Origin of the sequence: Nonomuraea sp. NPDC001636 (assembly GCF_040298265.1) — a bacterium.
Taxonomy (GTDB): domain Bacteria; phylum Actinomycetota; class Actinomycetes; order Streptosporangiales; family Streptosporangiaceae; genus Nonomuraea.
In genome coordinates this window covers 1-8,300 of record NZ_JBEOZT010000068.1, presented here as the reverse complement: position 1 = coordinate 8,300, position 8,300 = coordinate 1, and the positions used below count along the sequence as shown (strand labels likewise).

Annotated in this window: 18 protein-coding genes; 15 read left to right on the top strand and 3 right to left on the bottom strand. The window is 71.8% G+C overall.

Annotated elements, in window-relative coordinates; genetic code table 11:
• The 10 genes from ABT158_RS50625 to ABT158_RS50580 form a co-directional block, all read left to right on the top strand.
• Positions 1-323, top strand: a 323-nt coding sequence (locus ABT158_RS50625) for a hypothetical protein (RefSeq protein ID WP_352366585.1), incomplete at its 5' end; no start/stop codon positions are given.
• Positions 324-397: 74 nt separating this feature from the next.
• Positions 398-1,270, top strand: coding sequence for a hypothetical protein (locus ABT158_RS50620; RefSeq protein WP_352366583.1), 873 nt, complete (start codon positions 398-400; stop codon positions 1,268-1,270).
• 55 nt (positions 1,271-1,325) lie between these two features.
• A complete protein-coding gene (locus ABT158_RS50615) occupies positions 1,326-2,426 on the top strand; it encodes a hypothetical protein (protein WP_352366581.1) in 1,101 nt (366 codons plus the stop codon).
• Entirely contained in the window at positions 2,423-2,767 is a 345-nt protein-coding gene (locus tag ABT158_RS50610) for a hypothetical protein (RefSeq protein WP_352366579.1), read from the top strand. Before ABT158_RS50615 ends, ABT158_RS50610 begins: the two co-directional genes overlap by 4 nt.
• Positions 2,764-2,982, top strand: coding sequence for a hypothetical protein (locus ABT158_RS50605; RefSeq protein ID WP_352366577.1), 219 nt, complete (start codon positions 2,764-2,766; stop codon positions 2,980-2,982). The genes ABT158_RS50610 and ABT158_RS50605 overlap by 4 nt, the downstream gene beginning before the upstream one ends.
• Positions 2,979-3,305, top strand: coding sequence for a hypothetical protein (locus ABT158_RS50600; RefSeq protein ID WP_352366575.1), 327 nt, complete (start codon positions 2,979-2,981; stop codon positions 3,303-3,305). Before ABT158_RS50605 ends, ABT158_RS50600 begins: the two co-directional genes overlap by 4 nt.
• The gene (locus ABT158_RS50595; protein WP_352366573.1) at positions 3,302-3,730 is read left to right on the top strand and encodes a hypothetical protein; all 429 of its coding nucleotides are present in this window, start codon (positions 3,302-3,304) and stop codon (positions 3,728-3,730) included. The genes ABT158_RS50600 and ABT158_RS50595 overlap by 4 nt, the downstream gene beginning before the upstream one ends.
• Positions 3,727-3,912 (top strand): hypothetical protein, encoded by a 186-nt coding sequence (locus ABT158_RS50590; RefSeq protein ID WP_352366571.1) that lies wholly within the window; start codon positions 3,727-3,729, stop codon positions 3,910-3,912. Before ABT158_RS50595 ends, ABT158_RS50590 begins: the two co-directional genes overlap by 4 nt.
• A gap of 3 nt (positions 3,913-3,915) precedes the next feature.
• Positions 3,916-4,440, top strand: coding sequence for a hypothetical protein (locus ABT158_RS50585; protein WP_352366570.1), 525 nt, complete (start codon positions 3,916-3,918; stop codon positions 4,438-4,440).
• A gap of 97 nt (positions 4,441-4,537) precedes the next feature.
• Complete coding sequence (locus tag ABT158_RS50580) at positions 4,538-5,302, top strand: hypothetical protein (protein WP_352366568.1); 765 nt, start codon at positions 4,538-4,540, stop codon at positions 5,300-5,302.
• A gap of 115 nt (positions 5,303-5,417) precedes the next feature.
• Here the strand turns inward: ABT158_RS50580 and ABT158_RS50575 are convergent, their stop codons facing one another.
• The 3 genes from ABT158_RS50575 to ABT158_RS50565 all read right to left on the bottom strand — a co-directional run bounded on the left by ABT158_RS50575 (position 5,418) and on the right by ABT158_RS50565 (position 6,251).
• Positions 5,418-5,639, bottom strand: coding sequence for a hypothetical protein (locus ABT158_RS50575; protein WP_352366566.1), 222 nt, complete (start codon positions 5,637-5,639; stop codon positions 5,418-5,420).
• 170 nt (positions 5,640-5,809) lie between these two features.
• Entirely contained in the window at positions 5,810-6,022 is a 213-nt protein-coding gene (locus ABT158_RS50570; protein ID WP_352366564.1) for a hypothetical protein, read from the bottom strand.
• A 1-nt stretch (position 6,023) separates the two neighbouring features.
• Positions 6,024-6,251, bottom strand: a complete 228-nt coding sequence (locus ABT158_RS50565; protein WP_352366562.1) for a hypothetical protein — start codon at positions 6,249-6,251, stop codon at positions 6,024-6,026.
• 399 nt (positions 6,252-6,650) lie between these two features.
• Between ABT158_RS50565 and ABT158_RS50560 the strand changes: the two genes are divergently transcribed.
• The 5 genes from ABT158_RS50560 to ABT158_RS50540 all read left to right on the top strand — a co-directional run.
• Positions 6,651-6,980 carry a hypothetical protein gene (locus tag ABT158_RS50560; protein ID WP_352366560.1) on the top strand — a complete coding sequence of 110 codons (330 nt, stop codon included), beginning with the start codon at positions 6,651-6,653 and terminating at the stop codon, positions 6,978-6,980.
• Positions 6,981-7,066: 86 nt separating this feature from the next.
• Positions 7,067-7,384 (top strand): hypothetical protein, encoded by a 318-nt coding sequence (locus ABT158_RS50555; protein ID WP_352366558.1) that lies wholly within the window; start codon positions 7,067-7,069, stop codon positions 7,382-7,384.
• A complete protein-coding gene (locus ABT158_RS50550) occupies positions 7,384-7,545 on the top strand; it encodes a hypothetical protein (protein ID WP_352366556.1) in 162 nt (53 codons plus the stop codon). The genes ABT158_RS50555 and ABT158_RS50550 overlap by 1 nt, the downstream gene beginning before the upstream one ends.
• Positions 7,545-7,805: a hypothetical protein gene (locus ABT158_RS50545; RefSeq protein ID WP_352366554.1), complete on the top strand. Its 261-nt coding sequence runs from the start codon at positions 7,545-7,547 to the stop codon at positions 7,803-7,805. The genes ABT158_RS50550 and ABT158_RS50545 overlap by 1 nt, the downstream gene beginning before the upstream one ends.
• A partial coding sequence (locus ABT158_RS50540) for a hypothetical protein (protein WP_352366552.1) occupies positions 7,805-8,300 on the top strand: 496 nt, incomplete at its 3' end. The genes ABT158_RS50545 and ABT158_RS50540, both read left to right, overlap by 1 nt.

Below are 8,300 nucleotides of genomic sequence, written 5' to 3'. Positions count from 1 at the left end.
ATCGCCCGTCATCTCTGACCCCGCATGCAAGCCGGCCGCCCCGGAGCTATCGGGTCGGCCACCGCACCAAGATCCAGGAGCAGACCATGCGCAGCATCCGCGACGCCAGCACCCAGACCACCTGCGACTGCGAGGACTGCCCGTCCTACGCGCTCACCATGCACCTCCAGCGCTCCGACGATCAGGCCGCCCGCCACCACCAGACCCTGATCCAGGACGGGTGGACGGACGTGGAGGGCCGGGACTACTGCCCCGGCTGCCCGGTCGACCGGCCGGAGGTCGAGCACGACCACGTCGGCGCCTGGGACGCCGCGCAGGCCTGACCCGCACAAGAACGGCCGCCCCCGCGGGTATCGGGGGCGGCCACCCACAGCATCCCACCCACCAGGAGCAGCACATGAGCCACGGCACCTTCACCCACGACGTACTCGCCGCCCTCGGCGTCCCGCCCGACAGCCCCGAAGACGTCGAGTGGAGCGACACGATCCTCGCCGACGAGCACGTCAGCATGAGCAAGTACAGCCAGACCCGCCGCTGCATCTTCCTCGACGACACCGGCACCACGTGGGCCGTCACCTACGAGGCGCAGGTCGACGCCGGCGACTACGAGGTCGGCCCGCCGCCGGACAACCACGGCTGGCACGGCGACACCGTCGAGGCCGTCGAGGTCGAGGCCGTACCCACCACGGTCATCGAGTGGCACCCCGTCGGGGACAAGCCGGCGCCCACCCCGTCTGTCGAGGGCGGCACTGGTTCGTCCCAGGCCCCGCCCGGGGACCAGTTCACCGCGGCCGTCATCCGCCGCAGCGCCTACCTCGACGCTGCCGCCGAGGCCGAGGCCGCCAGCAAGCTGTTCCCGGACGACGACGAGTGCGCCGCCGCGATCGGCGCCCTGGAGGGCCTCGCCGACCGCCTCCGTCGCCTCGCCAAGCACCACACCGCCGCCGAGCAGCCCGTCGGCCTCACATGGGAGGCCCGCGCCGACCACGCCGTACGCCTCTACGCCCGCACCGCGATCCAGCTGGAGGACACGAAGGCCGAGAACACCCGGCTCCGCGCCCGCCTCGCCGAGCTGGAGCAGCCGACCACCACGCCCCAGACCATCACCGTCGACCACGTCGAGGCCGCCCTCCGCGGCTGGCTCGCCCACTTCGACTACGACCTCCACAAGGCCACCGAGTGCAGCGAGGACGACGGGGAGGACACGTACCCGGCCGAGGCCGCTGACTTCTTCGCCCGTCTCTGGGCCGCTGCCAGCCCGTCCGTCTGACCCAGCCCTCGTCGGGGCCGTCCACGGGCGGCCCCCACCACCAGGAGCCACCACCATGACCTTCGAGTACCCCGACAGCGACGGCGAGACCTTTCACGCCAGCCCCCTCCCCGGCGTCCCCGCCATCCTGCTGCGCACCAGCCCGAACGGCGCCGCCGTCCCCGCCGACCGTGTCGAGGAGGTGGTCGCCGGGATCCGGGACACCGCCCGCACCGCCACCGTTGGCCAAGGCAACTGCACGCACGGCATCCCCGCAGCGCCAGCCTCGTGCCTCTACTGCTGGGAGGCCAACCAGCCCAACGGGGTACCCACCGAGCGGGCCCAGATCCCGAGCGAACTGCTCCGAAACACGATCCTCGGCCGCGCGATTGCAGGCTCGGAGAGCCTCCTCGACGAACTCCTGAGTCGCGCCGCTCGCACCGCCAGCGGACAGCAGCCGGCCGTTGCTCGTCCCGTCGAGCGGCGCCCCCGTCGAGCCATGTCCGCCGACGGTCCCGAGATCGTCGTCACCACCGACACCACCCGCCTTGTTCTCCGCCAAGTCGGATGGCTCGGCCAGACTGGTGCGTTCTACGACCTCGACGAGAAGCCTTTCGGCGACGGCCACGAGCGCGGCGGCGTCGCCCCGCTGTACTTCCCCGCCCACTCCGATCGGCTCGACGACCTGACCCCCGACGAGGACGACAGTGAGACGCACGTCCACCGTCTCGGCAACTCCGACGACGACGGGCTGATGGACGACTGGGACAACTGCCTCGACCCCAACTGCCCCGGGCCCAGCATCCAGGAGAGGGAGGCCGCCCTCGCCAGGCGCACGATTGTCGCCCCCGCTGTCGGGCAGCCGGCCGAAGCACACGCCACCGAGGCCCGGCCGTCCCGCGTGCAGTGGCCCGTTGAGGTCGACGACGCCAGCCGGACACACCAGCTCATCCTCAACTGCCTGACCGGCCGTGCCGTATGCGGCGTGCCCCGCCCGGTTGACGAAGCCACGGGGCTCCTGGACGCCTTCCGCGCCGCCGTCCTACGCGAAGCCGCCGACCTCGTCCGCGCCGGAGCCGAGGCCGGCGACTTCAACGCCCCCGAGTACGGCTCCCACGAGAACGTCCTGGAGGTCGCCGACATGCTCGCCCAGAAGGCCGAGGAGGCCAGCCGGTGAAGCTGCTCCTGCCCCTCGCCCTCGTCGCCCTGGTCGTCCTCGGCACCGCCGTCCTCCTCGGCCACCCCGCCGCCCGACACCACACCCGCCGCCAACGCTGGCGCCACTGGGCCCACCGCGCGGGCGTACTCCGGTCCTTCGTCTACGAGCAGCCCTTCGGCAGCCGACGTCAGCGCGCCCAACTCCGCGCCGGCCTGCCCGTCCTCCGCCCCAGCCTCCGCGACCGGATCGTCGCCTCCCACGCCCGCCGCGGCTGGCACGCCGAATGCCCCACCCACTGCGCCGAGGCCCACACCTACCGCCAGCCCTGCGCCCTCGCACCCACCAGGAACAGCCGATGAACCAGCCGACCCCGCCCGACCAAGCCTGCGCCACCCTCATTAACTCCGTCGGCGACGACCTCGGCCGCATCGCCCTCCAGCCCGACGGCACTCCCCGCAACCTCGACTCGGCCACTGCGGTCCGCGTCCTCGCCGTCCACTCGAACCTCGCCATCGCCGCCGGGCTCCTCGCCATCGCCGACGCCATCGGCAAGCAGCCGGGGAGCAGCCGATGAGCCCCCACCGAGGCCAGCCCCACGACCACGCCTTCGACACCGAGACCCTCGACGAGAAAGCCGCCCGGCTCCGGCCCAACGAGGTCGGGCACGAACGGCACACGATCGAGGGCATCACGCCCGAAGCCCTCGACGAGCTGTACGCCGAGCGGGACCGGCTTCGAGCCGAACTCGACCGGATGTACCGGCGACACGACTCGGCCGATGCCCTGCAGTACGCGCTCAGCACTCGGTTTCCCGAGGACCCGACCCACCCGTTTAGCCACTCGCAGCGCCTCGCCACCGGCCGCGCCGGCGGGCTGCACCCGGACGAGCCGTCATGACCGCCCGCACCATGGCCGTCCGCCTCGCCCGCGCCCAACTCCGGGCCGAGCAGCGCGACACCCTCCTCAGCCTCCTCGCCCGCGTCGACGCCCTCACCGCTGCCGAGCGGGCCGTCGTCGTCGAGTACGTGCATGCCGAGCTCACGGCCTCCGACGAACTGCGCCGGACCGTGCAGGGCCAACAGCGCGCGTACCAGGCCGCGGTCGATCGGACCCGGGCGGCTGACGCCACGATCGTCGAGGTCGAGCAGGAACGGGACGCCGCACAAGGGCGAGCCGAGTTCTTCGAGGCCGCCCAGAACCGGATGCGTGACAGGAAGGAAGTCGCAGCTGTCCGCGTTCGGCGAGCCGTTGAGGACCCTGCGTGCCCCGACAGCATCCGTCGCGCCGTCCACTCCGCCCTCGACCACCAGGAGCAGCCGTGACCGAGCCCGAGCACGTCCCCGAGCTCTGCCCGAACTGCGGCGGCCTCACCGTCACCCGATGGGACCGCGTCGAAGGCATCACCAGCGTCAGCACCGACGGCATCAACTTCGGGCCCGCGAAGGTCTGGATCGCGGAGCAGCCCGGCCCGTGCAACCCGACCGACACCACGAAGGAGAACTGACCCGTGAGGATCTTCTACGACACCGAGTTCCACGAGAACGGCTCGACCATCGACCTGATCAGCATCGGCATGGTTTGCGAGGACGGCAGAGAGCTGTACGCCGTCAGCTCCGAGTTCGACCAGACTGCCGTACGCCAGCACCCCTGGCTCCGGGAGCACGTCTGGCCGTCTCTTCCGATCCGGAAGAACCAGCCCGGCGTCCGTGGCGTGGATGCCCTGGACCGCGATCACCCGGACGTTCGCCCCCGCGCGCAAATCGCTCGCCTCGTCACCCAGTTCATCCAGGGCACCCCCGACCCTCAGCTGTGGGCCTGGTACGGCGCCTACGACCACGTCGCCCTCGCGCAGCTCTTCGGCCCGATGATCGACCTGCCGCCCGGCGTCCCGATGTGGACGAACGACCTGCGGCAGGAGTGCGAGCGGCTCGGCAACCCCCAGCTGCCGGACCAGCCGGCCGGGATGCACAACGCGCTCGCGGACGCCCGGCACAACCGAGTTCGCGCCGCGTTCCTCGACAGCCTCGCCTGACCGCAACACGAAGGGGCGCGCCCAGTCCGCCAAGACCCGCGGGCACGCCCCACACGGTGCCACCACCGTACGCCCCACCAGCACCCCGGAGCGCACCATGAACGACACCCGCACCACCGCCGCCAAGCTCCAGCAGATCGCCCGCCTCTGGCCCGACCTCACCGACGCCCTCGGCACCACCACCGCCGGCCCCGGCTTCGGCCTCGGCCTCCGCGGCTACCTCGCCACCCTGGAGCAGCACGACGCCGAGCAGGCCGAGTACGACCGGTGGCAAGCCGCCGCCCTCCGCGCCCTGGAGCGGTCCCCCGAGCAGCTCGGCACCCGGCCCGTCCCGATCAGCCTCCGCGTCCACGACACCATGCGCGCCGTCGAGGCCGCCCTCGTCGACACCGCGGACCGCATCGCCCGCTCCGTGCAGCGCGCCCCGATCCAGCCGCCGGCGCCCGCCCGTGCCGCGACCGCCCGGACCCGCGGGGAGCGCCTCGTCTGGCAGGACCGGGCCCGCCGCATCGAGCAGGCCCGGCAGGACTCAGCCGACCCCCGCCGCTGGCACACGGTCGGCGGCGGCCGGACCGCGATCCGCGCCGCCTTGTGGCTTTCCGGACGCGCGGCCGAATCGTCCGGACCCTTCCGGCCGTTGGTCGAGGCGGAGCAGCGGCACGTGGCGACCGTCGCGGCCGGCGCGCTCGGCCGGGTGGAGTCCGTGCTCGACCTTGCGGACCAGCGGCGCGAGCTCACCTCGGAGCACACGTGCCAGTGCGGCGGGACGATCGAGGTATACGGCGGCGCCGGCGCGCGGCCGGTCGCCCGGTGCAAGGGGTGCGGGGCCATCTGGTCTGAGGCCGGGGTGGTCGCGGCATGAGGCGGTGGTTCAGGCGCGCGTTGCGGGCAGCCGTCGCGGCAGAGCTCAGGAAGCTGGAGCAGCAGCTCACTGAGCATCGCCCGGATACGAGGTTCCGCCGCTCGCGCTGAAGGGCTTACACCGACTGCGGCGGCTCCGGGGTCCACACCTCGGGGCCGCCGCCGCGCCACTCGATCGGCGGCCACGACTCCGCGTCCAGCCAGCCGGCACGGCGGAGGAACTCGATCACGTCTTCCATGCTGAACGCGCGCCCTGGGATGTCGTCGCCGATCCGGACCGTCCGGCCGCCGTCCGGGCCCGGCGGGTTCACGACCACGTGCGGCTGCTCCTCGCTCATCCCCCCACCCTGGATCCGGAGCGTCCGGACTGCATCCGGACCGGTCCGGACAGGGGAATGCCTGGCGAGCGCCCGCCTTCCATCCCCCGAGAGGCGGGCGCTCACCTTCGTCGGGACAACGCGAGGCCCCCGCCGGACGAATCCGGACGGGGGCCTTCGTACGGGCGCGCCTACGGAGCCTCGATCACCTCGACGGCCGCCGACATATCGTTCACCTCTCGCCGAACCCGCGCACGGAATCCGTCGCGCAGTCCCTCGTCGGCCCACAGCCGCTGATCGACAGGCAGGTGCGCCCACTTCATCCCCCCGTGCATCTCCTGGGTGGCGCAGAGGGTGACGGTGCCCGGGGCGACGTCCGCCGGCGAGTGCTTGTGCTGCGCCACGTCACTCCCCTGCTGCTGCCTGCCGGGCCTCGGCGGCCCGCTGCATGATCTGCCGGATCTGCTCGCGTGACCATTCGGTCCGCCGGGCGACTTCCGCCTGGGCGCCGCGCTCCTCGTTCCCCTCCAGCAGGGCAACGACCTCGGCGGTGAGCTCGGCGCGCGCCTTGTCGAGTGCTGCCTCGGCACGCCGGTAGCGCCGGGCGGCTGCGTCAAGGGCGGTGGTGTCCATGGCGGCCATGATGCCACGCGATCAGCCAACCGGATAGGCCAACCCACTTGACAATAGCCAAGCGTATTGGCCAAGCTAGTTGACGTACCGCAGGGCACACCAAGTGCCGAGCGAAACAACTCCACAGAGAGCGAAAGCAAAATCCCCGGGGCACACCGCGCAGGCGGCAGTGCACGTGATGGCCACCCGGGGTGGATGGCTGAGATAGAGGAACCTGCGTCGCGGGGGGATCACACCCGCAACCGGCGGCACCGGTCGGGCGAGCGAGAGCTACGACCCCGCGGGGCGTGCGAGAGCAGATGCACGCAAAAGTCAGGCGAGGTCGTACTCCGCTCCTTCCGCCAAGAGACACATTGCTTTCGCTCTCTGTGGTCCCAATGAGCCGATCAAGGGGAACCGATGGCACACAGGAGTGGGGAAGAGGAGGACCTCCAAGCCGTCGCCCTGTTCGGCCAGGACGTACAAGGCGTCTACGACCGATTCAGCAATGCGCTGGACGAACAGAACGTCCCCCACAGGTACTACGGCTTCAACAGCGGCGGATCAGCAACGGAGAAGCAGAAGAATTTCCTCCGCTCGCTCCTGCGCAAGCACGCTGGCACCGAGACTGCCGAGGCAATCCGGAACTACCTCAACTGCCGCCGCATGACCGGTGACCCGATCAGCTTCGGCAACGTCTCCGATGCGATCCAGGCACTTAGGTCTCTCACCGAGGACCGCGCCACCTAGTCCGTCGCCACGTAAGCGGCCCCGGCCGGAGTTCGCAGCTCCATCGGCCGGGGCCAGCCCACCCCTGACATCACCAGGAGAAGGCCATGCCCGAGCGTACCCACACGGCTCAGCCCGACGAAGCCCTGCGGCAGGTCCACGCCGCCACCCTCCACGCCCTCGTCGGCGCCACCGCCACCAACATCGCCGACTACCTCACCGAGACCCGGCCGGCCGACCGCTTCATCGAGGCGTCCCGGAAGTACCTCGCCTCCAAGCACGCTGCGGGCCGCAGCCACGACGAGGCGTACGCCGCCGAGCTGGGCGCCGCGCTGCTCCGCCTGCTGCCGTCCCCGCGCCCGACCGAGACCCGCGGCGAGTACGCGCTCCGGATCCGCGCGATCCTCGGAAGGACGCACGTCTGATGGGCACCCCCACGTACGAGCCCGCGCCCGAGCCGGACTACACCCCCCGGGCGAACCCGATCGTCGACGCCCCCGCAACGCCCGCCGCGTGCGCTCAGGACTACGAGGCCGCGGCCTCCGTCCGAGCCACGCTCGACAGGCAGCAGCGGAGGGCCGCGTGATGCGCCTGCCCCGAGTCCTTACCCGCCAGCCGAAGGCGCCCTACGCCGCCGTCGCACCCGTACCGCTCCATACCCCGGGCACCGAACCCCCGCCGGGCGCCGTCTCGCTCGACGTCGCCCTCACCCTCGCCCGCGAGGCCCTCGACCGGCACCAGAACGCAAACATCCACAGCCGGGTCGCGATGTACTTCGCCGCGCTCGACCTGGACCACGCGCTCCGTGCCCTCGTCACCGCCCACGATCACGAACAGGGGGCCTGATGCGCACCCGCACCATCGTCGAGACCCGCAAGGTCCCCCACACCATCGACGGCAAGACCGTTCTCGTCGACGACGAGTACACCGTCCACGTCCCCCTGCCCCCGCGGGACTGGGACCAGATCGTGCGCAGCGGCGTTACCGCCGTTGCCGGAGGCATCGCCGCCGCCTCGATCATCTGGACCACCTCCAGCATCGGCGCCCTCTTCGACCGGGCTACCAACCCGGCCGCCGCATACGCCGCCGCGGCCGTGTTCGACCTCGCCTGGATCGCCTGCATGGCGCTGGAGTGGCTCGCCCGCTTCGACCCCGACCGTGCCACCCTGCCCCGCCTAGCCGGATGGGGCGCACTCCTGATCGCCATGGTCGCCGTCGTCGTCGAGGGCGACGCCACCGGCCAGCTCCAGGCCGGCCTCGTCGGCGCCACCGTGTCCGGGCTCGCGCACGGGCGGCGTGCGATTCTCGGGAAGAATTGCTTTCGTGCGGGAATTGTCGCGC